This is a genomic window from Streptomyces sp. NBC_01003 (assembly GCF_045162695.1).
Classification (GTDB): Bacteria; Actinomycetota; Actinomycetes; order Streptomycetales; family Streptomycetaceae; genus Streptomyces.
Window position 1 is genome coordinate 3,432,501 of record NZ_CP108707.1, and the last position, 24,039, is coordinate 3,456,539.

18 protein-coding genes (1 of these 18 cut by a window edge) are annotated in these 24,039 nt (G+C 68.7%); 7 read left to right on the plus strand and 11 right to left on the minus strand.

The features are described 5' to 3' along the window. From OG698_RS15665 to thyX, 3 genes are all read right to left on the minus strand, one after another. On the minus strand, positions 1 to 1,197 hold the 5' portion of the coding sequence (locus tag OG698_RS15665) for a ribonuclease J (RefSeq protein ID WP_326773826.1). Its footprint begins 489 nt before the window's first position; only the first 1,197 of its 1,686 coding nucleotides appear in the window; it begins with the start codon at positions 1,195 to 1,197; its stop codon lies off the left edge, out of view. Positions 1,198 to 1,332: 135 nt separating this feature from the next. Continuing rightward, positions 1,333 to 2,232, minus strand: coding sequence for a 4-hydroxy-tetrahydrodipicolinate synthase (gene dapA / locus OG698_RS15670; protein ID WP_406103582.1), 900 nt, complete (start codon positions 2,230 to 2,232; stop codon positions 1,333 to 1,335). Between the two features lie 208 nt (positions 2,233 to 2,440). Then, positions 2,441 to 3,181, minus strand: coding sequence for an FAD-dependent thymidylate synthase (gene thyX, locus OG698_RS15675; protein ID WP_100595173.1), 741 nt, complete (start codon positions 3,179 to 3,181; stop codon positions 2,441 to 2,443). 275 nt (positions 3,182 to 3,456) lie between these two features. On the opposite strand from thyX, the gene OG698_RS15680 reads away from it, so the two are divergent. After that, entirely contained in the window at positions 3,457 to 3,696 is a 240-nt protein-coding gene (locus OG698_RS15680; protein WP_227297627.1) for a hypothetical protein, read from the plus strand. A gap of 105 nt (positions 3,697 to 3,801) precedes the next feature. Next, positions 3,802 to 4,362, plus strand: a complete 561-nt coding sequence (locus OG698_RS15685; protein WP_406103583.1) for a PH domain-containing protein — start codon at positions 3,802 to 3,804, stop codon at positions 4,360 to 4,362. Positions 4,363 to 4,434: 72 nt separating this feature from the next. On the opposite strand, the gene OG698_RS15690 is transcribed toward OG698_RS15685, so the two are convergent. The 6 genes from OG698_RS15690 to eccD form a co-directional block, all read right to left on the minus strand. Continuing rightward, positions 4,435 to 4,887: a hypothetical protein gene (locus OG698_RS15690; protein WP_406103584.1), complete on the minus strand. Its 453-nt coding sequence runs from the start codon at positions 4,885 to 4,887 to the stop codon at positions 4,435 to 4,437. Positions 4,888 to 4,895: 8 nt separating this feature from the next. Continuing rightward, positions 4,896 to 5,651 (minus strand): 4-hydroxy-tetrahydrodipicolinate reductase, encoded by a 756-nt coding sequence (dapB, locus tag OG698_RS15695; protein WP_406103585.1) that lies wholly within the window; start codon positions 5,649 to 5,651, stop codon positions 4,896 to 4,898. A gap of 36 nt (positions 5,652 to 5,687) precedes the next feature. Then, complete coding sequence (locus tag OG698_RS15700) at positions 5,688 to 7,067, minus strand: M16 family metallopeptidase (RefSeq protein WP_406103586.1); 1,380 nt, start codon at positions 7,065 to 7,067, stop codon at positions 5,688 to 5,690. Further along, positions 7,064 to 9,280 carry a polyribonucleotide nucleotidyltransferase gene (locus tag OG698_RS15705; RefSeq protein WP_100595167.1) on the minus strand — a complete coding sequence of 739 codons (2,217 nt, stop codon included), beginning with the start codon at positions 9,278 to 9,280 and terminating at the stop codon, positions 7,064 to 7,066. Before OG698_RS15705 ends, OG698_RS15700 begins: the two co-directional genes overlap by 4 nt. A gap of 379 nt (positions 9,281 to 9,659) precedes the next feature. After that, on the minus strand, positions 9,660 to 9,947 hold the full coding sequence (rpsO, locus tag OG698_RS15710; protein WP_100595166.1) for a 30S ribosomal protein S15: 288 nt from the start codon (positions 9,945 to 9,947) through the stop codon (positions 9,660 to 9,662). A 225-nt stretch (positions 9,948 to 10,172) separates the two neighbouring features. Beyond that, positions 10,173 to 11,687 carry a type VII secretion integral membrane protein EccD gene (gene eccD, locus OG698_RS15715; RefSeq protein WP_406103587.1) on the minus strand — a complete coding sequence of 505 codons (1,515 nt, stop codon included), beginning with the start codon at positions 11,685 to 11,687 and terminating at the stop codon, positions 10,173 to 10,175. 314 nt (positions 11,688 to 12,001) lie between these two features. Between eccD and eccCa the strand changes: the two genes are divergently transcribed. The 5 genes from eccCa to OG698_RS15740 all read left to right on the plus strand — a co-directional run bounded on the left by eccCa (position 12,002) and on the right by OG698_RS15740 (position 19,667). Beyond that, positions 12,002 to 15,970: a type VII secretion protein EccCa gene (eccCa, locus tag OG698_RS15720; RefSeq protein ID WP_406103588.1), complete on the plus strand. Its 3,969-nt coding sequence runs from the start codon at positions 12,002 to 12,004 to the stop codon at positions 15,968 to 15,970. A gap of 150 nt (positions 15,971 to 16,120) precedes the next feature. Then, entirely contained in the window at positions 16,121 to 16,570 is a 450-nt protein-coding gene (locus OG698_RS15725) for a hypothetical protein (protein WP_375985057.1), read from the plus strand. After that, a complete protein-coding gene (locus OG698_RS15730) occupies positions 16,570 to 18,639 on the plus strand; it encodes a hypothetical protein (protein ID WP_406103589.1) in 2,070 nt (689 codons plus the stop codon). Before OG698_RS15725 ends, OG698_RS15730 begins: the two co-directional genes overlap by 1 nt. 47 nt (positions 18,640 to 18,686) lie before the next feature. Further along, complete coding sequence (locus OG698_RS15735; RefSeq protein WP_406103590.1) at positions 18,687 to 19,178, plus strand: hypothetical protein; 492 nt, start codon at positions 18,687 to 18,689, stop codon at positions 19,176 to 19,178. Positions 19,179 to 19,325: 147 nt separating this feature from the next. Next, complete coding sequence (locus OG698_RS15740) at positions 19,326 to 19,667, plus strand: DUF397 domain-containing protein (protein WP_406103591.1); 342 nt, start codon at positions 19,326 to 19,328, stop codon at positions 19,665 to 19,667. Between the two features lie 40 nt (positions 19,668 to 19,707). Here OG698_RS15740 and OG698_RS15745 read toward each other — a convergent pair whose 3' ends face one another. Both OG698_RS15745 and OG698_RS15750 read right to left on the minus strand, forming a co-directional pair. Next, positions 19,708 to 21,816 (minus strand): protein kinase domain-containing protein, encoded by a 2,109-nt coding sequence (locus OG698_RS15745; RefSeq protein ID WP_406103592.1) that lies wholly within the window; start codon positions 21,814 to 21,816, stop codon positions 19,708 to 19,710. A gap of 28 nt (positions 21,817 to 21,844) precedes the next feature. Beyond that, a complete protein-coding gene (locus OG698_RS15750; protein ID WP_406103593.1) occupies positions 21,845 to 24,037 on the minus strand; it encodes a protein kinase domain-containing protein in 2,193 nt (730 codons plus the stop codon). Between the last annotated feature and the right edge of the window lie 2 nt (positions 24,038 to 24,039).

Below are 24,039 nucleotides of genomic sequence, written 5' to 3' on the forward strand. Positions count from 1 at the left end.
GTGGACCGGCATCAGGTTCTTCGGCTTGCAGATGTTGTAGAAGTACAGCAGCTCGCCGGCCGAGGCGTGGCCCGAGACGTGGACCTTGGCGTTGCCCTTGTGGACGACGTTCGCGCCCCAGCGGGTCAGGCCGTTGATAACGCGGTACACCGCGTTCTCGTTGCCCGGGATCAGGGACGACGCCAGGATCACCGTGTCGCCGGAGACGATCCGGATCTGGTGGTCGCGGTTGGCCATGCGGGACAGCGCGGCCATCGGTTCGCCCTGCGAGCCGGTGCAGACGAGCACGATCTCGTTGTCCGGGAGGTCGTCGAGCGTCTTGACGTCCACGACCAGGCCCGGCGGGACCTTCAGGTAGCCGAGGTCACGGGCGATACCCATGTTGCGCACCATCGAGCGGCCGACGAAGGCGACCCGGCGGCCGTACTCGTGAGCGGCGTCCAGGATCTGCTGGATGCGGTGCACGTGGCTGGCGAAGGACGCGACGATGATGCGCTTCTGAGCGCCCGCGAAGACGCCGCGGATCACGTTCGAGATGTCGCGCTCGGGCGGGACGAAGCCCGGGACCTCGGCGTTCGTCGAGTCGGTGAGGAGAAGGTCGATGCCCTCCTCGCCGAGCTTGGCGAACGTGGGGAGGTCGGTGAGGCGGCGGTCCAGCGGGAGCTGGTCCATCTTGAAGTCGCCGGTGTGGACGACCATGCCGGCCGGCGTGCGGATGGCGACCGCGAGCGCGTCCGGGATGGAGTGGTTGACCGCCACGAACTGGCAGTCGAAGGGGCCCAGGCGTTCGCGGTCACCCTCGGCGACCTCGAGCGTGTACGGGCGGATGCGGTGCTCCTGGAGCTTCGCCTCGATGAGGGCGAGCGTCAGCTTGGAGCCGATCAGCGGAATGTCCGGCTTCTCGCGCAGGAGGTACGGGACGCCGCCGATGTGGTCCTCGTGGCCGTGCGTGAGCACGATGCCGTCGATGTCGTCGAGACGGTCCCTGATGGACGTGAAGTCCGGCAGGATCAGGTCGATGCCGGGCTGCTCCTCCTCGGGGAAGAGCACGCCGCAGTCGACGATGAGCAGGCGGCCGTCGTACTCGAAGACCGTCATGTTGCGGCCGATCTCACCGAGGCCGCCGAGCGGGGTGACGCGCAGGCCGCCCTTCGGGAGCTTCGGCGGGGCGCCGAGTTCAGGATGCGGATGACTCAAAAGACTCTCCTCACCACGCGCGCCACGTACCTGTTAGGCACGTGGCGCGCGTGACGTTCGTGCAGTAGCGGTTGTCTTGTGTGGGTGCAGGAGCTGTGTCCTGCGGTCGTGCGTATTCAGTTGTGAAGTCTGTGTTTAGAGCTGTACCCCGCCCGCGGCGAGATCGATCTTGAGCTGGGCGGTCTCGTCGGGCGTCAGCTCCACGAGGGGCAGGCGCAGCGGACCGGCGGGCTGGCCCTGGAGGGCGAGTGCCGCCTTGGTCGTGATGACGCCCTGCGTGCGGAACATGCCGGTGAAGACCGGGAGCAGCTTCTGGTGGATCTCGGTGGCCTTCTGCACGTCGCCGCTGACGAACGCGTCGAGCATGGCGCGCAGGTCGGGGGTGACGACATGGCCGACGACGGAGACGAAGCCGACCGCGCCCACGGAGAGCAGCGGCAGGTTGAGCATGTCGTCGCCGGAGTACCAGGCGAGGCCGGAGCGGGCGATGGCCCAGCTGGCGCGGCCGAGGTCGCCCTTGGCGTCCTTGTTGGCGACGATGCGCGGGTGCTCCGCGAGGCGGACGATCGTCTCGGTGTTGATGGGTACGCCGCTGCGGCCCGGGATGTCGTACAGCATCACCGGCAGCTCGGTGGCGTCGGCGATCGCGGTGAAGTGTCGCAGGAGGCCTTCCTGCGGGGGCTTGTTGTAGTACGGCGTCACCGTGAGCAGGCCGTGCGCTCCGGCCTTCTCGGCAGCTCGCGCGAGCTCGATGCTGTGGCGCGTGTCGTTCGTACCGACGCCGGCGATGACATGGGCGCGGTCGCCGACTGCCTGTCGTACGGCTCGTACGAGATCCGTTTTCTCCGCGTCGCTGGTGGTCGGGGACTCGCCGGTGGTGCCGTTGACGACGAGTCCGTCGTTGCCTGCATCCACCAGGTGGGCGGCGAGTCGCTGCGCGCCGTCGAGGTCAAGTGCGCCGTCCGCCGTGAACGGCGTGACCATAGCGGTGAGGACCCGCCCGAAGGGGGTCTGCGGAGTGGAGGTCGGAGCCATGGGTAATACGCTACTCGCTGCTCAGCGCGCGGTCCCCCCTCGGGGGATGCCAGGGGGTGTGGCGGGGGTGGATCCCGGCACTGCCTGCTCGGGGGTTCAAGCAGTGCCGGGTCCGTTTGATCAGGCTAGATGAACTTTCCGAAATGCCGCAATACGGACACTTCGCACGGCTGAACCGTACATCTGTACCGAATCCACGTTTCCCTGGCTACGGCGCGACCCGGCCGTTCCCGTTGAATGCGGCGTAGGTGAGCGGCATGAGCTTGGCCCACTCCGCCTCCATCTTCTCGCCGACCATCTCGATCTCCCGCTGCGGGAAGGACGGGACCTTGGCCAGCTCGTGCTGGGTGCGCAGACCGAGGAAGTGCATCAGCGAGCGTGCGTTGCACGTCGCGTACATCGAGGAGAAAAGGCCGACCGGGAGGACCGAACGGGCCACCTCGCGGGCGACGCCCGCGGCGAGCATCTCCTGGTAAGCCTCGTACGCCTGGCGGTACGAGTCCTCCATCACGCGGCCGGTGAGCTCCTGCTGGCCCTGCGTGCCCTCGACGAACTGGTACTTGCCGGGGCGGCCCTGCTGCACCAGCTTGCGGGAGGCCTCCGGGACGTAGAAGACCGGCTGGAGCTCCCTGTAGCGGCCCGACTCCTCGTTGTACGACCAGCCCGCGCGGTGTCGCATGAACTCGCGGAACACGAAGATCGGGGCGTTGATGAAGAACGTCATCGAGTTGTGCTCGAAGGGGCTGCCGTGACGGTCCCGCATCAGGAAGTTGATCAGGCCCTTGGAGCGCTCCGGGTCCTTGGTCAGCTCGTCGAGGGACTGCTCTCCCGCGGTGGAGACGCGGGCGGCGAACAGCACGTCGGTGTCGCTCGCGGTGTGCTTGACCAGCTCGACCGTCACGTCGCCGCGGAAGGTCGGCTTGAGGTCGTCAGCAGGGGTTTCGGTCACGGTTCGAGGGGTCCTTCCATCACTTCGCTCGGGCGGCGCCCACTCTACGGGCAGGCTCTGACAACGGGGCATTCGGTCGCGCCTCGCGACATTCCGATCCGAACATCGCCGAACTTCTGTTAATTCGGCGAAACAGGGCACCTTTTGGGGCATCCGTGCGTCTGTATGGGTAACGGGGCGGTTCGTTCGCCGCTCGCGGCGCTCCGACCCCATTCGATGGCCGGAGCCGTTCCATGATCCGAACGTTTCGATCTTGACGAGGAGAAGCAGCACCCATGTTCCGTCGGCGCGAGCCCGTTCCGTTCGCCTTCATCGCCGAAGCCGACAAGTTCCGCAGTAACGTCACTCCGCCCCCGCGCGAACGCGCGTCGGCCGGCCAGATCGCCGGTCGCTCGCTCGTCGGCCTCACCGTCGTCGCCGGGCTCGTGGGCGCCCTGCTCCTGGGGATGCCCGCCCTGTCGTCCGGTCAGGCACCGGCGCACACGCAGCAGTCCGAAGCGTCCGACGGTCGCTGACCGGCCTGCCCCCGTCCGGCCCCCCAGGGGTGGAAGGCAGGCGCACGCCTAGGTAGCCTCACCGGGCACAGCCCGAATACAGCGTGGATTGAGTGAGGACCAGTCGTGCCCCTGCCCTTCCTGACGGCCGACCGCGCTTTTGACGAGGTGGCCGACTACGTCGCGCTGCCTTTCGACGATCGCGACCAATGGCGGCGCCCCTACCGGCCGGGGCCGTGGCGCGTGGGATTCGCCGCACTGCTCCTGCTGCTCGCCTCGTACGTCATGTTCGCCGCAGTGATCATCACCTTCACGGGTGGTCTCGGCGAGGGCGCCGTGTGCGCTCTCCTCGCGCTGCTCATCATCGGGGCGGCCCTGCGGCTGCTGCGGATGGGTACGTGGGTGAGCGCGCACGGCCTGCGCCGCGTGGCCTTCTTCCAGACCCAGACGGTCCCGTGGGCCCAGGTCGTGACGGTCCGTACGGTCCAGCAGCCGGTCCGCTGGCTCGGACTCCCCCGCACGGTGCAGGGGCAGGCGCTGCTCCTCGTACGGCGGGACAAGGCCGATGAGAGCTCGGCCCTGGTCACCAGTCACGGTGCGGACTTCCTCGCGCGGACCGAGGCCTTCGACCGGGCGTCGGACACGATCGAGGTGTGGGCCGAGGAGTACCGGCCGCAACACGCCTGAACGAGGCATACGAGAAGGGCCGCGCCGGAACACCGGCGCGGCCCTTCTCGCGTACTCGGGACTCACACGTCCTCAGACGCTGACCGTCCTGCCCTCCTGGAGGGCGATGGCGCGCTGCATCGCCTTGCGGGCGCGCGGGGTGTCCCGGGCGTCGCGGTAGGCCACGGCGAGGCGGAACCAGCAGCGCCAGTCCGCCGGCGCGTCCTCGGTCTCCGCCTTGCGCCGGGCGAAGACCTCGTCGGCGGAGTCGCGGTCGATGCGGCCGTACTGGTCACGGCGCAGCTCGTCCACGGGCAGGCCGCCCTCGGCCTCCAGGAGCTCGGCGAGACGGTTCGCCTTGCGGACGAACTGGGTGTTGGCCCAGAGGAACCAGAGGCCGATCACCGGCAGGATCAGCACGGCCACGCCGAACGTGACGGTGAGCAGGGTGCCCTGCTCGATGAGGAGCAGGCCGCGGCTGCCGACCAGGACGAAGTAGAAGACCAGGACGAGGGCGGTGACGAGGTAGGTGAGCTTTGCGCGCATGAGGTCCGTCAGACGTTCAGGTCGAGGAAGTGTTCCAGGCCGAAGGTGAGGCCGGGAGTGGTCACGACGCGGCGGGCGCCGAGGAGGATGCCCGGCATGAAGCTGCTGTGGTGCAGCGAGTCGTGGCGGATGGTCAGCGTCTCGCCCTCGCCGCCCAGGAGGACCTCCTGGTGGGCGAGGAGGCCGCGCATGCGCACGGAGTGGACCGGGACGCCGTCGACGTCCGCGCCGCGGGCGCCGTCGAGAGCGGTGGCCGTGGCGTCCGGCTGCGGGGCGCTGCCGGCCTTCTCACGGGCCGCCGCGATGAGCTGCGCCGTACGGGCGGCCGTGCCGCTGGGCGCGTCCACCTTCTTCGGGTGGTGCAGCTCGATGACCTCGACGGACTCGAAGTAGGGCGCCGCGGCCTCGGCGAACTTCATGGTGAGGACGGCCCCGATGGAGAAGTTCGGGGCGATGAGGACACCAGTCTGCGGGGAGTCCGCGAGCCAGGTGGTGAGCCGGGCGAGGCGGTCGTCGGTCCAGCCGGTGGTGCCGACGACGGCGTGGATGCCGTGGCGTACGCAGAAGTCGAGGTTGTCCATCACCGAGTCGGGCGTGGTCAGTTCGACCGCGACCTGGGCACCGGACTCCACGAGGGTCTCCAGCTTGTCGCCCCGGCCGAGGGCCGCGACCAGTTCCATGTCGTCGGCGGCCTCGACGGCCCGTACGGCCTCGGAGCCGATGCGGCCCCCGGCGCCGAGGACCGCCACGCGCAGCTTGCTCATCTTCTTCGTTCCTTACGCGAGTTGCGAACGGGTGGGCTACGCCACCGCTTCGTGCAGGCGCGCCGCCTGCTTGTCCTTGAGCGGGCCGATGACCGACAGCGAGGGGCGCTGCCCCAGGATGTCGCGGGCCACCGCGCGCACCTCGTCGGGGGTGACCGAGGCGATCTCCTCCAGCATGTCGCTGACGGACATCTGCTCGCCCCAGCAGAGCTCACTCTTGCCGATGCGGTTCATGAGCGCACCGGTGTCCTCGAGGCCGAGGACGGTGGAGCCGGAGAGCTGGCCGATGGCGCGGCCGATCTCGTCGTCGGACAGGCCGTGCTCCGCGACGTGGGTGAGCTCGTCGCGGCAGATCTTGAGCACGTCGTGGACCTGGCTGGGCCGGCAGCCCGCGTAGACCCCGAAGAGGCCGCAGTCCGCGAAGCCCGAGGTGTACGAGTACACGCTGTAGGCGAGGCCGCGCTTCTCCCTGACCTCCTGGAAGAGGCGGGACGACATGCCGCCGCCCAGGGCGGTGTTGAGGACGCCCATGGCCCAGCGGCGCTCGTCGGTGCGGGCGAGGCCCGGCATGCCGAGGATGACGTGGGCCTGCTCGGTCTTGCGGCCGAGGAGCTCCATGCGGCCGGCCGCGCGCAGGGGCTTGCGGCCGTCGCGCGGGGCCATGGGAACGGCGTCGGTGCGGGTGAGGGCGCCGGCCTTCTCGAAGGCGGCGCGCACCTGGCGTACGACCTTGTTGTGGTCGACGTTGCCCGCGGCGGCGACGACGAGGTGCGTCGGGTCGTAGTGCTTCTTGTAGAAGCGGGCGATCTGGCCGCGGTTCAGTGCGTTGATCGTGTCGACCGTGCCGAGGACCGGGCGGCCCAGCGGGGTGTCGCCGAGCATGGTGTGCGCGAACAGGTCGTGCACACAGTCGCCCGGGTCGTCCTCCGTCATCGCGATCTCTTCGAGGATCACGCCGCGCTCGGCGTCGACGTCCGCTTCCTCGATGAGGGAGCCGGTCAGCATGTCGCAGACGACGTCGATGGCGAGGGGGAGGTCGGTGTCGAGCACGCGCGCGTAGTAGCACGTGTACTCCTTCGCCGTGAAGGCGTTCATCTCGCCGCCGACCGCGTCGATCGTGGAGGAGATGTCGAGGGCGCTCCGGCGGGAGGTGCCCTTGAAGAGGAGGTGCTCGAGGTAATGCGTCGCGCCGTTCAGCGTGGGCGTCTCGTCGCGGGAGCCGACGTTCGCCCAGATACCGAAGGTCGCGGAGCGTACGGAGGGCAGCGTCTCGGTGACGATGCGCAGGCCGCCGGGGAGGGTGGTCCTACGGACCGTACCGATGCCGTTCTCGCCCTTGATCAGGGTTTGGGTACGGGCGACGGCCCGCGCCTCCGAGGAGGTGCGGGCCGTCGCCTTGGAGCTACGGGACGTCACTTGTCGGTGTCGTCCTTCGTCTCGTCGCCCTCTTCGCCCTCGACGACGGGGATGAGGGAGAGCTTGCCGCGCGAGTCGATCTCGGCGATCTCGACCTGGACCTTGGCGCCCACGCCGAGAACGTCCTCGACGTTCTCCACGCGCTTGCCGCCGGCCAGCTTGCGGATCTGCGAGATGTGCAGCAGGCCGTCCTTGCCCGGGAGCAGGGACACGAACGCACCGAAGGTCGTCGTCTTCACGACGGTGCCCAGGTAACGCTCGCCGACCTCCGGCATGGTCGGGTTGGCGATCGAGTTGATCGTGGCGCGCGCGGCCTCGGCCTGCGAGCCCTGCTGGGCACCGATGTAGATGGTGCCGTCGTCCTCGATCGTGATGTCGGCGCCGGTGTCCTCCTGGATCTGGTTGATCATCTTGCCCTTCGGGCCGATGACCTCACCGATCTTGTCCACGGGGATCTTGACCGTGATGATCCGCGGGGCGTTCGGGGACATCTCGTCCGGCGTGTCGATCGCTTCCATCATCACGTCGAGGATGTGGAGGCGGGCGTCGCGGGCCTGCTTGAGGGCCGCGGCCAGGACGGAGGCCGGGATGCCGTCCAGCTTGGTGTCGAGCTGGAGAGCGGTGACGAAGTCCTTGGTGCCGGCGACCTTGAAGTCCATGTCACCGAAGGCGTCCTCCGCACCGAGGATGTCGGTGAGGGCGACGTAGTGCGTCTCGCCCTTGATCTCCTGGGAGATCAGGCCCATGGCGATACCGGCGACGGGGGCCTTCAGCGGCACACCGGCGTTCAGCAGCGACATGGTGGAGGCGCAGACCGAGCCCATGGACGTCGAGCCGTTGGAACCGAGGGCCTCGGAGACCTGACGGATCGCGTACGGGAACTCCTCGCGCGTCGGCAGGACCGGCACGATGGCGCGCTCGGCGAGCGCGCCGTGGCCGATCTCGCGGCGCTTCGGGGCGCCGACGCGGCCCGTCTCGCCGACCGAGTAGGGCGGGAAGTTGTAGTTGTGCATGTAGCGCTTGCGGGTCACCGGGGAAAGGGTGTCCAGCTGCTGCTCCATACGGAGCATGTTGAGGGTGGTGACGCCCAGGATCTGGGTCTCGCCACGCTCGAAGAGCGCCGAGCCGTGCACGCGCGGGATGGCCTCGACCTCGGCGGCGAGCGTACGGATGTCCGTGACGCCACGGCCGTCGATGCGGACCTTGTCCTTGATGACGCGCTCGCGGACCAGGGACTTCGTCAGCGCGCGGTACGCCGCCGAGATCTCCTTCTCGCGGCCCTCGAACTTCGGGAGCAGCTTCTCGGCGGCCAGACCCTTGACGCGATCCAGCTCGGCCTCGCGGTCCTGCTTGCCGGCGATGGTGAGCGCCTGGGCGAGCTCGGTCTTGACGGCGGCCGTGAGGGCCTCGAGCACGTCGTCCTCGAAGTCGAGGAAGATCGGGAACTCGCCGGTCGGCTTGGCGGCCTTGGCGGCCAGCTCCGACTGGGCCTTGCAGAGGACCTTGATGAAGGGCTTCGCGGCCTCGAGACCGGCGGCGACGACCTCTTCGGTCGGCGCCTGGGCGCCGCCCTTGACGAGCTCGATGGTCTTCTCGGTGGCCTCGGCCTCGACCATCATGATCGCGACGTCGCCGTCCTCGAGGACGCGACCGGCGACGACCATGTCGAAGACGGCGTCCTCGAGCTCGGTGTGCGTCGGGAACGCGACCCACTGGCCCTTGATCAGCGCGACACGGGTGCCGCCGACCGGGCCGGAGAAGGGCAGGCCGGCCAGCTGCGTGGAGCAGGAGGCGGCGTTGATGGCGACCACGTCGTACAGGTGGTCGGGGTTGAGCGCCATGACCGTCTCGACGACCTGGATCTCGTTGCGAAGGCCCTTCTTGAAGGACGGACGCAGCGGGCGGTCGATGAGGCGGCAGGTCAGGACCGCGTCCTCGGAGGGACGGCCCTCACGGCGGAAGAAGGAGCCGGGGATCTTGCCGGCCGAGTACATCCGCTCCTCGACGTCCACCGTGAGGGGGAAGAAGTCGAGCTGGTCCTTGGGCTTCTTCGAAGCGCTCGTGGCCGACAGCACCATGGTGTCGTCGTCCAGGTACGCCACGGCGGAGCCGGCGGCCTGACGGGCCAGACGGCCCGTCTCGAAGCGGATGGTGCGGGTGCCGAAGGTGCCGTTGTCGATGACGGCCTCGGCGTAGTGGGTCTCGTTCTCCACTAGCGTTTTCTCCGTTACTTTTCGTCTTTTGTCCCGTTCCGCCCGTGTGGCGGAGGGACGGGGCCGGAGAAGCGCGCCTTGTGTGCGGGCCGGTCTTCGATCGAAGCACCCGGGGTGGACGGGATCCGTCTTCCGGGGGCCACTACCGAGGACCGGCGGCGGCGAGGGTGCGCTTCTCCTCGTGCGGTGATGCGTGCGCAGTGATGCGGTGCCACTGGGGGCGGTGCATCGATGCGGTGCATGCATGTGGTGATGCGTGCGTGGTGCGTACGGTGGTGCTTTTGTTCGTGTGTCCAGACTACAAAGCGTCTGTGACACTTCGCACGTACAGCAAAGGGAGCGGCCCCCTGTCGGTGGGAACCGCTCCCTTCACGGCGTCTTAGCGGGCGCCGGCCGCACCGCGGCGGATGCCGAGGCGCTCGACCAGTGCACGGAAGCGCTGGATGTCCTTCTTGGCCAGGTACTGCAGAAGGCGGCGACGCTGGCCGACCAGGATCAGCAGACCACGACGGGAGTGGTGGTCGTGCTTGTGCGTCTTGAGGTGCTCGGTCAGGTCCGAGATCCGGCGGGACAGCATGGCGACCTGGACCTCGGGGGAGCCGGTGTCGCCCTCCTTCTGGCCGAACTCGGTGATGATCTGCTTCTTCGTAGCGGCGTCGAGCGACACGCGTACTCCTCGTAGTCTTTTCGTGGCCACCGAGTGCCCCTGGTCCACATCTCAGGGGAGCTTCCGATACTCGGGAGGCGAGGTCCGCTGGGCGCAGTCTTCAGATTCCGGAGAACCGGAGACCTGAGGGCGCGTACACAAACGGCCGTCACACAGCGTACCAGCCACTCCGCGTGCACCCGACCGTGGGCCCGATGGGGCCCACGGCGCCTTGATGAGCTCCGGTCAGCCGGTCATGGAGCGGGCCTTCGCGTACACGTCGAAGACAGCGAGCGTCAGCGGGACCAGCGTGAGCAGGACGAACGTCTCCGCGATCTCCATGAAGCGTCCCCAGAAGGGGCTGACTCCGCGGCGGGGCGTGACCAGGCCGATCGACATGATCAGTGCGGTGGCGACCGCGATCACCGCGACGAGCCAGACCGAACGGATGTCGAGGGCCGTGCTGTCGTTCTTCCTGAAGAAGTCGTCCAGGTAGTCCAGCGGCGGGTGGAGCGAAAGGCCGAGGCCCAGCAGGACGAGGGCGGCGAGCCCTGCCGCGAGGAGGGAGGCGACCTGCGCGGTGTAGCGGAAGAGCTGCGCGCGCATCAGCATCGCGACGCCGGTGGCGAAGGCGAGGAGCTGGCCCCATACATCGTGCGAGAAGCCGAGGACGGCCGCGGCGCCGACGGACACCAGGGCGCAGCCGCCGACCAGGCCGACGAGCAGCTCGTGGCCGCGGCGGGCCTGGGCCGCGATGCGGTCGGCCTCGACGGGCTCCTGGTTCGCGGGGTCGTCGCCGTACTCGCCGCGGGCCATGCTCGGGGGTTCGAAGCCGATGGGGAGGCGGGCGAAGCGCATGGACAGGCCCGGCAGGAAGGCGAGGGCCCCTACGGAGAGCGGCGCGCACAGGCCGGCGGTCTCCACGGCCGTCAGGTCCGTGAGGATGGCGATGAAGGTCGTGAGTACGCCGACTGCCGACGCGAAGACGAAGGCCACGAAGGGACCGTCGCCGCCCGGCGAGACGAGGGTGAGGACCACGGAGGCGAGCAGTACGGCCGTGCACGCCAGCAGGAACTGGAGCCTGCCGATTCCCTGGTGGTCGGCGAGAGGCAGCAGGCCGGAGCCCGCCACCGCCACGTTCGGCAGGGCGCCGAGGCCGAGCGCGATGGCCGAGCCGCGGTCGTCGTAGACCCTGGCGCGGACGCAGGCGAGGACGACGAGGAGGAGGCCGGCCACCGCGGCGAGGACGCCCTGGAGGCTGTTCATGTCGTGGTGCGGCTCGGCCGTCCAGGTGACGAAGGCCAGGAGGGCGGGCAGGACGCCGCCGCCGATGAGTCCGGCGCCGCGGGTCAGGTCGCCGTTCCACAGGGTGCGGTCGCGGGTGACGGCCGAGGCGACCGCTTCGGAGACGTCGTCGAAGACGGCCGGCGGCAGCGACTCGGAGAACGGGCGCAGGGTGAGCAGCTCGCCGTCGAGGATGCGCTGCGCGGCGAAGGACCGGGCGCTGTCAAGGACGGTGCCGTCGCGGCGTACGAGGTGGTAGCCGACCGGTGCGCCCTCGGCGGGGCTCTGCTGGGAGAGCCGCAGGATCTCCGGGTTGAGGTCGGCGACCGGGACGTCGTCGGGCAGTGCCACGTCGATCCGGCTGTCGGGCGCGACGATGGTGACGCGGCAGAAGCCGAGGCCCGTGCCGGCCCCCGAAGGGGCTCCAGTGCCCGCTCCGCCGGTCGCGCCGGCCGTCGCGGAAGCGGAAGCCGTCATGCTCACCTGCTGTTCCCCCTCAGTTGGTGTGTCCGGTGATGCAGCCGGATGTGGAGGTGTTGTGTACGCCGCTCGCGCGCGTCCCCGCCGCCTGTCAACGAAGCTTCCAGGACCGGCGTTCGCGGCCGCGCTCGCTCCCGACCGCGTGAAATGCCCTGATTCTCCGGGCGATCCGCGGTGCTCGACTGCACCTCCGGCACCCTACCGCCCACTGTTGTCAGTGACCGTCAGTAGGATCGCAAATCACGATCGACGTCCGCCTGACACGGGGCGGCGGACGGAACACCTCGGTCCGGCAAGGGAATTGGTGCTAAGTGAGTCACATCGTCGTGAAGCGCCCGCCTCGGGCGCTGCCGTCCGAAGTGCCCACGGAAGAGGTGGTCCTGCAGCCTCCGCCCGAGCTGCCACGTGGGCAGCAAGAAGGCGCGATGATGCAGCTCCTGCCGATGCTCGGCATGGGCGGATCCGTCGTGTTCTTCTTCAATCCCAGCGCGCAGCCGTTCATGAAGATCATGGGCATGGTGATGATCGCGTCGACCCTGGGCATGGGCATCGCGATGCTGGTGCGCTACCGGCGCGGCTCGCAGGGCCAGATGTCGGACATGCGCCGCGACTATCTACGTTATCTGTCGCAAACCCGGCGCGACGCCACGAAGACCGCGAGGAAGCAACGCGACGCGCAGTACTACCTGCACCCCTCCCCCGAGCAGTTGTGGGCGCTCGTCGCCGAGGGCAGCCGCGTCTGGGAGCGGCGCACGGGCGACGAGGACTTCGGGCAGGTGCGCGTCGGCCTCGGCCCGCAGGGGCTCGCCACTCCGCTGGTGCCCCCGCAGACCGCGCCCGTGGACGAGTTGGAGCCGCTGACGGCGGGCGCCATGCAGCGCTTCCTCGCCGCACACGGCACGCTCGAGGACCTGCCGATGGCGGTCTCGCTGCGGGCCTTCTACCACGTGACGGTCAGCGGTGAGCCGCAGACGGTGCGCGGCACGGCCCGCGCCGTCGTCGCCTCGCTCGCGTCGCTGCACTCCCCCGAGGACCTGGTGATCGCCGTGGCGACAGGCCGGGAGGCCGCGCCGCAGTGGGAGTGGGCCAAGTGGCTTCCGCACAGCCAGGCCGCGGGCCATACCGACGGCGCAGGCAGCCGCCGTCTGATCACCACCGACCCGATGGAGCTGGAGGCGATGCTGACCACGCGCCTCCAGGGCCGTCCGCGCTTCCACCCCGGTGGAGCGCCCGTCCCCGAGCAGCCCCACCTCGTCGTCGTGCTCGACGGCGTGTCCCTGCCGCCGGTGTCGATGCTGGCCAGCCCCGAGGGTCTGCAGGGCGTGTCCGTCGTCGAGGTCGTTCCCGGTGACCTGACGGCGGGCCGCGGCGACCTCTCGATCGTCGTTCAGCCCCGCTCCCTGACGCTGGAGTCGGCGCACGGCATGGTCTACGAGGGCACGCCCGACCTGCTGTCGTACGAGGCCGCGGACGCGCTGGCGCGGCAGTTGGCGCCGCTGCGCATGGCCTCGGGCGGCGACGACGACGAACCGCTGCTGGCGAACCTGGACTTCACGGATCTGCTGAGCCTCGGTGACGCCGCGTCCGTGGACACCAAGCGCACTTGGCGCCCGCGCTCGCAGGCGGAGCGGCTGCGCGTGCCGATCGGCGTCGGCGAGGACGGCCGGCCCGTCATGCTCGACCTCAAGGAAGCGGCCCAGGAGGGCATGGGCCCGCACGGCCTGTGTGTCGGTGCGACGGGTTCCGGAAAGTCGGAGCTCCTGCGCACCCTCGTCCTCGGCCTCGCGGTCACGCACTCCTCCGAGACGCTGAACTTCGTACTCGCCGACTTCAAGGGCGGTGCGACGTTCGCGGGCATGGCCCAGATGCCGCACGTCGCGGCGGTCATCACGAACCTCGCGGACGATCTGACGCTCGTCGACCGCATGGGCGACTCCATCCGCGGTGAGCTCAACCGCCGCCAGGAGATGCTCCGCGACGCGGGCAACTACGCGAACATCCACGACTACGAGAAGGCGCGCGCGGCCGGCGCCCCGCTCCAGCCGATCCCGTCCCTCGTCCTGGTGATCGACGAGTTCAGCGAGCTGTTGACGGCCAAGCCCGACTTCATCGAGATGTTCGTGCAGATCGGCCGCATCGGCCGTTCGCTGGGCGTGCATCTGCTCCTCGCCTCGCAGCGCCTCGAAGAGGGCCGGCTGCGCGGCCTGGAGACCTACCTCTCGTACCGGATCGGTCTGCGGACGTTCTCCGCCGCCGAGTCCCGCGCGGCGCTCGGCGTGCCCGACGCGTACGAGCTGCCGAACGTGCCGGGTTCCGGCTTCCTGAAGTTCGGCACGGACGAGATGGTCCGCTTCAAGGCGGCGTACGTGTCCGGGACCTACCGCTCCGGTTCCGCTCAGACCGCGGTGGCGGGCGGGCCGCTCCCGATGGACCGGCGGCCGGTGCTGTTCACGGCGGCCGAGGTGCCGGTGCAGTACGTGGCCGTGCCCCAGCAGCGCCCCGAGGCCACGACCACGACCGACGACGCGCTCTCGGACACCGTGCTCGACGTGATCGTGCGCCGGCTCGAGGCGCAGGGTCCGGCGGCCCACCAGGTGTGGCTGCCACCCCTGGACAGCCCGCCGTCGCTCGACAGTCTCCTTCCCGGCCTCGCCGCCGTGCAGGGCCGCGGCCTCACACAGCCCGGCTACGAGGGTGCGGGACGGCTCATCGTCCCGGCAGGTCTCGTCGACAAGCCGTACGAGCAGCGGCGCGACCCGCTGTGGTGCGACTTCTCGGGTGCGGCCGGCCATATGCAGATCCTGGGCGGCCCGCAGTCCGGCAAGTCGACGCTGCTGCGTTCGCTCATCGCCTCGTTCGCCCTGACCCACACCCCGTACGAAGTGCAGTTCTACGGGCTCGACTTCGGTGGTGGCGGTCTGTCGGCCGTCGCCGGGCTGCCGCACGTCGGCGGGGTGGCCTCGCGCCTCGACCCCGAAAAGGTGCGGCGGACGGTCGCCGAGGTCTACGGCGTGATGATGCGCCGCGAGGAGTACTTCCGCTCCTCCGGCATCGCCTCGATCGGCGACTTCCGCGCACGCAGGGCGCGCGGCGACATCTCGGTCACCGACCAGCCGTGGGGTGACGTCTTCCTCGTCATCGACGGCTGGGGCAACTTCCGTACGGACTACGAGGGTCTGGAGCCCGCGGTGCTCGACATCGCGGCCCGTGGCCTGGGCTACGGCATCCACCTGGTGCTGACGGCCTCGCGGTCCATGGAGGTCAGGGCGAACATGAAGGACCACCTCATGAACCGCCTCGAGCTGCGGCTCGGCGACACGATGGACTCCGAGTTCGACCGCAAGGTCGCGGCGAACGTGCCGACGGGCGTGCCCGGCCGCGGCCAGTCGCCGCAGAAGCAGCACTTCATGGCGGCGGTCCCGCGGATCGACGGCCTCTCGTCGGACACGGACCTGGCCGAGGCCACGGCGGCGCTGACCGCCGAGGTCACCCGGCACTGGACGGCGCCCGGCGCCCCCGAAGTGCGGCTGCTTCCGCGCGAGTTCGCGGCGGACCGGCTGCCCCCGGGGAACCTGTTCCCGGACCGCGGTGTGTCCTTCGCGCTGGACGAGGACAACCTGGAGCCGGTGTTCCTCGACTTCGAACAGGACCCGTTCTTCCTCATCTTCGGAGAGAGCGAGTCCGGCAAGTCGAACCTGCTGCGCCTGCTCATCAAGCGCCTCACCGAGCGCTACGACGGCGACTCGTGCAAGCTCTTCGTGGTCGACAACCGCCGCGGCCTGCTGGACGTGACCCCGCCCTCGCACCTGGCGGAGTACATCCCCATGTCGAACTCGATGGGGCACCACATGGACGCGCTCGCCGACCTGATGCAGCGGCGTACGCCGACGGCGGAGGTGACGGCGCAGCAGCTGCGGGACCGCAGCTGGTGGCGCGGTCCGAACGTCTTCGTGATCATCGACGACTACGACCTGGTGTCCACGTCGAGCGGCAACCCGCTCTCGGGCCTGACCGAACTGCTCCCGTTCGCGCGGGACGTCGGCGTCCGGTTCATCATCGCCCGCTCCTCGGCGGGTGGCGGGCGAGCCGCGTACGAGCCGTTCATCCAGCGCATGAAGGAGCTCGGCGCCCAGGGCCTCGTCCTGGCCGGCGACCCGGCCGAGGGCGAGCTCCTCGGCGGCGTGCGGCCACGGCCGATGCCGGCGGGCCGTGGCACCTTCGTCTCGCGCAAGCGGGGGAAGCCGCTGGTCCAGACGGGACTGGTCCCTTCCGACCAGTGACGTATAGGGATCGTCATGATTCGGCAAGGTCGCTTGAACTAGCCCAATCTCCCTGGTGAGTTGGATGCGCTGTGAAGTGCCCCGTCGCCCTCTATGAGGGCGACGGGCATTACGGGAGCGCATCAGTCACACGGGGGAAGGCGTCATTCGGTGGCCTGGGACGAGTGGGAACAGCTCAAGGCGGAAGCCCTGCACAGGGGGAACGCCAAGATGCAGTTGAATCAACTTGCCGACCCTGGCGGAGGTGGCGGGGGGAATCCTCAAGGCGACCTGACGGTCAACTTCCCTGATCTGGCCGCAATCGGAGATGCGGCGTTCCGGCTACGCACCCGCATGGACCGGGAGAGCGACCATGCCCGGATCTCCTCGATGAAGGCCGCCGGGGGTCTCAAGTCGGAGTTCGCCGTCGGCAAGGCCCTGGATCATGTGGCTGAGCGCTGGGTGGACCAGGTCCAGTCCCTCCTTGACGCCTGCGCCCACATATCGAACCACCTGGATTACACCAAAGGGGCGCACAAGGGCGACGAGGAGCACATCTACGGCGTCATCAGCAGCATCTCCACGCTGGACAAGGGCTTTGACGAGAAGCGAGGTGCCTGATGGACCTCGACGCACTGCGTTACGGCAACTTTTCCGCGCTGGGAGAGGCCGTCGGCGACTGGGAGGAAATGGTCGTCAACCTCAAGTCCCTCCAGGACGACGCCGAGCGTGATCTCAAGGTCAAGGCCGACAAGGCGAACTGGCACGGCGCCAACGCCACGGTCTCGCGTGAGTTCGTGGACAAGACCGCCGGGGAGTTCGCCGATGCGCATACGCAGGCCAACTCCATAGCCAAGGTTCTCGGCGACACCCGTAGCGAACTGATCGACTACCGGCAACAGCTCAACGACGCGATAGACCGCGGACTGAAGAAGAACCTCACGGTGGTGGACACCGGAAACGGCGGGTTCACCGTCACCATGAACATCCATCCCGACCGCGCCGCGAAAGGCACGTCGGTTCCTGAACACACCGTGCAGGACGTCACCGACCTCCGCGACGAGGTGCAGCGGATCCTCAGCGGCGCCACGGAGAGCGACAACACTGCCGCCAAGGCGCTCAATCTCATCGTGGACCAGGCCACGTACGGCTTCTCCGGGGCTGACTACGGCGACCGGGACGCGGCCGCGAAGGCCATCAAGGAAGCCGATGACCTGGCCAACCTGATGAAGAATAAGGGGGACGACATGACCCCCGCGGAGTTCGACAGACTCAATGCCTCCATGGCCAAGTACAAGAACGACCCGCTGTTCCAGGAAGAGTTCGCCAAGACCCTCGGCCCCAAGGGCACCCTCGACTTCTGGGCGGACCTCTCCGACCCCTCGGACGGCGGTGATCTGCAGCGGGCCCGACGTGACCAGCTCGGTGACTTCCAGAAGAATCTCGGCATGACGCTCGCCGGCGCGACGCAGTCCGACTCGGCCGACATGCAGTCCTGGAAGGATCGCATGGTCGACCTCGGGGGCCAGACGGTCCAGACGAGGGGCAGCAACGTCTACGGGTTCCAGTTGATGAGCAACATCATGCGGACCGGTAACTACGACGACGACTTCATGAACAAGTACGGCAACGCGCTGGTCGCGACCGAGAAGAAGATGAAGCTCCCCGACCACTACTGGCAGGGAGCCGGCGGGCCGCCGATGCCGAAGATGAACTTCATCGGTGAGGACTTCGGCCGTGATCCGATGACGGGCTTCATGACCGGTCTCTCCAACAGTCCGGACGCTGCGACCGAGTTCTTCAACGAGACGCATCCGCAGGACAACGCGGAGTGGGTGCTGAAGGAGCGGCACACGTTCGACGACACCCCGCTCGACGACGGGGACGGGAATCAGTCACGGGACGCGACCGGCAAGGCTCTCCTCGCGGCCACGAGCGGCATGAATCCGAACGACCCCAACGCCACGTACGTGGAGCACACTCCGGAGAACCGCCAGGCCCTCGACCGGTCACTCAAGTACCTGTCCGAGACCGGCGACGACTTCCCCCGCGAGATGCGCGACGACATGGCGAAGGTCCTGGTGAACTACGGGGACGAAACGCACAACACGATGAGTTCCCAGGCCGACCATCCCGACGACCCCAGGCAGCTCGACCGGCACCAGCTCCTCGAAGTGACCAAGCAGATCTCCCGTGACCAGGACTCTTACGGACTGCTGAACGACGGTCTGAACCACGAGATCGTCCACGACATCAACACCGATCACCCGAGCGATCCCAAAGAAACGCTGCAACGGGCCGGTGCGACCGTCGGCTTCCTGGAAGAGGCGCGCTATCAAGCGCTGGACACGGACAAGGAAGACCCGTCCTGGAAGGCGAAGTGGGCCTACCACGGCATTGGCGGCGCGGTGAACTTCATTCCGGTGGTCGGCGACGCCGCACAGCGCGGCGTCGACGCACTGACCTACCAGTGGCAGCAGGACGAGCAAGGGCGCATCGACGATCAGAATCACCAGCAGAACGGCAAGACGTTCACGGGCCGGGAAGGTCAGTTGGAATCTCTGGCGCAGATCTGGGCCACCGCCAATCCTGGCCAGACGGAGAACAATTCCTACACGCTGACCAACGAGATCAACGCAGCCGCCTTTGATGGCAACGCGCGCGCTCGAGGGCTGGCAGGCGATCAGTGAGGCAGAGCGCAGTGTCGAAACCGTTGGGCGTCGCAGCAGTTTTGGCGATGTTCGCAGCAGCAGCATGCACCAGTTCGTCGGGCAGGGACTATGCGGTACCGCAGGCCGCATGCGGCGTCCAGGTGGGATCCGAGGTGCTGTCCCCTCTCCTCCCCGACGGCAAGAAGCTGACTCAACGCGATTACAACTTCGGTCCCACACAACCCCGTTGCGAGTTGAAGGTCGACGGGAATCTCGTCGTCCATGTCTCCGGCGACGTGGTTCCGGCCAGCACCGATGTCATCGCGGTGAATGAACGCGGAATGCGGGGACTGGGCCATCCAGCCGCTGCGAAGAACATTGGCCAGGATGCCCGCATCGCAGACCGCGGAGCCCTCACTGTGGACAGGTGCGTGTACGGCGGGAAACAGCAGAAGTTCGTCGCGGACATAGAGTTGAAGAAACAGGCAATCCAGGATGTGTCCGAGCGGCGCGACGCGTTGCGCTCGCTTCTGAAGGCGTATCTTCCCGCGGCGATGAAGGACGTGGGCTGCAGTTGAGCTCTCCGGTGCAGCCCGGCGCCGGGCTGCACCGGGGTGCCTTGCCGGAACAGGCGGGTGCAAGTCGTCTGACGCCCCGCGCACCTTCGGCTGTCCCAAGTACGCTGGCCACACTGCATGTACGTACATCGGGAAGGGGCCCGGATCATGGCCGAGGCAGCACAGGGCGCCGCACAGGGCGTGGGAAGCGATGCCGCCGGGGAGTCCCCCGAGGAGATCAGGGCGCGCAAGGAGCGGGAGAAGAACGAGCTTTACGCCCTCGACATCTCCGACGCCGAATGGCACAGCGCCCCCGGCACCGAGGACCACGAGGAGCGCGTCGAGATCGCATATCTGCCGGCGGGCGCCGTGGCGATGCGGTCGTCGGTGGAGCCCGAGACTGTGCTGCGGTACACGGAGGCGGAGTGGACGGCGTTCGTGCTGGGGGCTCGGGACGGGGAGTTCGACCTGGAGGATGTGGCGGGGGACAGGGCGCCCGGGGGGCAATAGGTGCCACGTCGCGCCGGCGACGCGGACTGCACGGACGGCGTCAGAACACCGGCAGCACCGTCAGGGAGCTGTCGTTCATGACGAACACCCTGTTGGCGTAGGCCGAGAGCCGGTGGTATTCGGCGTTCGGGAGCGAGTAGGTCCACATGTCCTGGCCGTCGCTCTGACGGATGGCGTGCACTTCGACGAGGGGCGAAGGCGCGTTTGAGTCACTGTAGATGACCCACACGCCGGTGCCCTCGGGGAGCAACGGGCTCGCGTTGGTCGCGACGTCGGGCGAGATCCAGAGCTCTTCGCCGTTGTGCTTGTCCAAACGCGTGGGCGTGTCGTCCTCGGAGGAGTAGACCGAGTCCTCCGTGACCGACGGCGGGCCCCACCAGCTCGGTTTGTCGTCCCATTCGGTGTTCTTGGCCTTCCAGATCACCTCGCCGTCGGTGATCCGGCTGGCACTCAGCGACTTGCCGTTGATGTACACGGTTTCACCGTCGGCGACAGGTCGGAGCGTGTTCGGCGCGCCCGCGAGCCGTGCCCAGGCCTGACGGCCGTTGGCGGTGTTCACGGCAAGGATGTTCCCGTCCGTCGTCGTCAGGACGAGGCGTCCGCGTCCGACCGCGCTGGGCCAGTCGATCTTCTTGCGGAAGTCCGCCGAAACTCGCGCGGTCCAGCGGATCCTGGCGTCGGAGCGGCCGATGCTGCGCAGCCGGTCGTCCTTCGTCAGGACGTATACCGCCTCGTCGTCCGCGCACAGCAGCTTCTGGGCCTCCGCGTCGGCGGTCCACTTGGGCTGCCCGGTGGATGGCACATACGTATGCAGCTTTCCGTCAGCGTCAGCGGTGACGACCAGCCGGTCCGACAGCGAGAGATAGCCGCTCTTGACCCGGGCGTGCGGAGCGGTCCAGCGCTCTTCGCCCCGCAGTACGCCGTACGCCGTGATGCCCCCGCTCATCGCTCCGAAGATGATGACGTCCCGGACGGGGAGCAGGGTCGGGGAGTTGATGTCGACGGCGTCGGCCAGTTCCCACAGACTCGACGGTGACGCGTTGCCGTGGAAGTCCTTGTCGACCTTGACCGACACGGGCTGGGCGATGGGCGGCCGCACAGCGACGGGGATGTCGAACGGGTCCTCCTTCGCTTCCCCGTTCCCCTGGCGCGAACCAAGCCACCAGGCAGTTGTACCGCCGCCCGCCGCGAGAACCGTGCCCCCGGCGGCGAGACCGGTGATGAGGCGGCGGCGCGTCACCGGCCGCCGGCCCTCCGGCGTGATCTGCGTGGTCAGTTGCCGGACCGCGCTCTCGCGCTCCTTGATGGCGCCCGCCACCGGGCCGCGCCGCCAGATGCGCTCAGCGCCCCGGGGAGCCGCGAACGCCGTGACGATCTGTGCCGGGGCAGGTCTCGTGGTCGGGTCCTTGGCAAGGCAGGGAGCAATGAGCGCCTGCAACTGCGGCTCCAGATCGCCCAGTTGAGGCTCTCCGTGTACGACCTCGTACTGCACGGCTGCCACGTGCGCACCGTCAAAGGCGCGTCGGCCGCTTGCCGCGTACACCAGAAGCGCCCCCAGCGAGAACACATCGGCGGACGGCGCGACGCGCTGCCCCAGGACCTGCTCGGGTGCGCCGTAGCCCGGGGTCACCGGAGTCTGCCCGGTGGTCGTGAGGGTGAGCCCGTGTTCGGGGCGGGCGATACCGAAGTCGATGACGCGCGGCCCGCTCGACGTCAGCACGATGTTCGGGGGCTTGAGGTCACGGTGGATGAACCCGACGGCGTGAATGTCCGCCAGGGTGCGCGCGACGGAGTCCGCAATGACTCGAACGGTGGCTTCGTCGAAGGGCCCGTACGCGTCCACGGCCTGGTCGAGTGTCGGTCCGGCAAGGAATTCGGTGGCGATCCATGGCCGGCCGCCTTCGGTGTGCGCGCCGAGGACGGCGGCAACTCCCTTACTGCGTACGGCCTGTGCGGCTTGCGCCTCGCGGATGAAGCGCTGGGCGAGGTTCGCATCGTGGGCGAGTTCGGGCCGCAGCACCTTGACCGCTGCGATGGTGCCGGCGCTGTCCTGACCGACGTACACCTTGCCCATGCCGCCTTCACCGAGGACGCCGAGCAGACGGTAGGGGCCCAGGCGGAGGGGGTCGCCGGTGGATAGGGGGGTCATGGATGGGAGCTTTCTGCTGGGGCCGAGGTCATCGAAGGGGGAAGGCTTCCGCCTGTTTGTCACCGAAGGCCAGGATCACGTTGGCGCGTTCGTGTTCGTAGAAGCGCCTGCCGACGGTCACATACGTGAGTGCCACGCCGTGGGATGAGACGTCGATCGCCCTCAGCAGCACCCCGTTCCGGTAGTAGACGTACTTGGAACCGATGACGGGGCGGCAGGCCAGGTCCGCGCTCTCGCCGTCATCGCCCTTCTCGCGCCACAGCTGCCGCCCGTCCCGGGCGTTGACTGCGACGAGGCCGCGCTGGTCCTCGACCGCGTAGAGCACACCGTCCTTGACGGAAGGGGGGCCGTAGGCCTTCCCCGGCCTGTCGGACTCCGAGGACCACAGCTGCTTGCCGTCCGACAACCGCAGGGCCTGCAACGGCCCGCTCCCCAGGTAGACATGCTCGTTGTCCGTCGCCAGGGGAAGCCTCACGAGGTCGGCAACAGCATCGTCGAAGGGCCTGTCCCAGGCGAGCGCACCGGTTCCGACGTCCCTGACGACAACCCGCACCTTGCCCGCGTTGGTCTCCTGAAGAGCAACCAAGCGGCGGCCGATGACTCGTGCGGTCAGGAAATGAAGCCGCCGGCTCTTGTCGGGCCGTGAGGGCAAGGGCTTGGACCAGAGCCGCTTTCCGGTGCCCAGATCAATGGCGTGCAGCGCCCAGGTCTGGCTTGCGCGGAACCCGTCGAACAGAAACTTCCCCTGGCCGCCTGCCACGAAGACCACGCCGTTCGCGGCGCACAGAAGTTGCGTTCCGTCCAGAGCTCCGTTCACGTCGGAGAGGCGGACGATCGGCTCGCTCACATCGCCCTCGGCCAGGCCGATCGACGCGATCTGCAGAGGCCACGGCTTGTCCTGGTGATCGGACATGGGAGCGGAGATGAGCTGATAGGCCTTGTCCCCGTCCACGCCGATGCCGGAAGTCACTCCGCTCTCCCTCGTCTGCCATTTACGTTCTCCGGTCTGCGGATCGACGGCGTCCGTATTGCCCCAGGGGATCAGCGCCAGGTCCGCAACCATGAAGGGGGCAAGCGGGATGAAGTCGACGGTGTTCGAGTAGGTGCCCATCCACAAGTCATCCAGGTTCCTCGTCTTCTTTCCGGACGGGCCAGACCCCGGCTTGTTACCGCCCCCCTTGCCCCAGCCGCCCCAGGCCCAGGCGCCGCCGCCGAGCGCGGCAACGCTGATGGCGGCGCCTCCGATCGTCAGGAAGCGGCGCCGGGCAGGCCTGGAGGTTGGAGGAAGAGCGTTCGCCGACGGCGGCTGCTCCCCCAGCGGGGCCGGCAGCCGCGACGGGGCAAACTGCCAGACCTCGGTCGCGCGGCGGCCGATCTCCGCGAGCAGGTCGTGTGGGAGCTGTTCTGCGAACTCCCCTCGCCCATCATGCAGTTCGCCCGCAAGTCGGCCGGTCGTGGGCCGTTGCGCCGGATCCTTCGCCAGGCATCGCCCCAGGATCGCCGCGAGCGCGGGCGGTACGTTCGTGAGGTCCGGGTCGCCGTATCGGACCCGGTAGAGCAGATCGGCGGGCTGGCCGTGGCCGAAGGGGCCCTGGCCGGTGGCGGCGAAGACGAGCACCCCTGCCAGCGCGAACACGTCGCCTGCCGGCGTGTGCTCCTGCCCGGTCGCCTGTTCCGGCGACATGAATGCCGGTGTGCCGACCGCGGCTCCGGTGCTCGTGAGCCGGTCATCGCCGATGGCCCGGGCGATCCCGAAGTCGATGACCTTGGGCCCGTACGCGGTGACCATGATGTTCGACGGCTTGAGGTCCCGGTGGACGACGTCGGACCGGTGGAGCTGGCCGAGCGCCGTGCAGAGTGCCGCCCCCAGGACCCGTACGGATGCCTCCGGCAGGGGGCCCGCCAGTTCGACCGCCTCGTCGAGCGGCGGCCCCAGTACGTACTCGGTGGCGAGCCACGGAGTTTCGGCGAGCGGGTCGGCGTCCACGACCGCGGCGCCGAACTGCCCGCCGATGACCCGGGCCGCGTCCGCCTCCAGCCGGAACCTCGTCCTGAAGGCCTGGTCGGAGGCGATCCGGGCATGCATCGTCTTCACGGCGACGGTGCGACCGCCCGCCGAGCGGGCCAGATAAACGGTGCCCATTCCGCCGCTGCCGAGGCGTGCGATGAGCCGGTACGCGCCGAACGCGACAGGGTCGTCGTGGGTGAGGGGCGAAGGCATGG